Below are 407 nucleotides of genomic sequence, written 5' to 3'. Positions count from 1 at the left end.
ATCCGAGTTGATGACGTGACGGAATCGCCTAAGCTGGCGGAATGATCGGGCTGCTCTGTTTCGTTCTGGCCGTCCTCGCCTCGCCGTTCAAGTCGAAGTTGCGGCTCGAAGCGGAGAACGCGGTGCTTCGGCATCAGTTGAATGTCTTGAGGCGCAAGCTGCATGGTCGCGCCCGGCTCACGAACCAGGATCGCTGGTTCTTGGTCCGGCTGTATCGCTGGTTTCCATCAATCCTGAAGGTTCTTATCATCATCCAGCCCGAGACGCTCGTGCGTTGGCACAAAGCCGGCTTTCGCGGCTACTGGCGTTGGAAGTCACGCCCATTGGGAGGGCGACCGCCCATCGACACAGAGCTGCGCGGATTGATCCGGTGGATGAGCATCGACAATCCGCTGTGGGGTGCGCCG

The 407-nt window shown here is 60.2% G+C and carries 1 protein-coding gene; it reads left to right on the top strand.

The genetic code is table 11. The annotated features are described in order from the left end of the window. Positions 1–41 precede the first annotated feature (41 nt). Positions 42–407, top strand: a 366-nt coding sequence (locus tag CWO89_RS45270) for a hypothetical protein (RefSeq protein ID WP_130584488.1), incomplete at its 3' end; no start/stop codon positions are given.

Source organism: Bradyrhizobium sp. Leo170 (assembly GCF_004296405.1).
Lineage (GTDB): Bacteria > Pseudomonadota > Alphaproteobacteria > Rhizobiales > Xanthobacteraceae > Bradyrhizobium.
The sequence above is the reverse complement of the archived record's forward strand: the minus strand, read 5'-3'. Positions and strand labels throughout refer to the sequence as shown.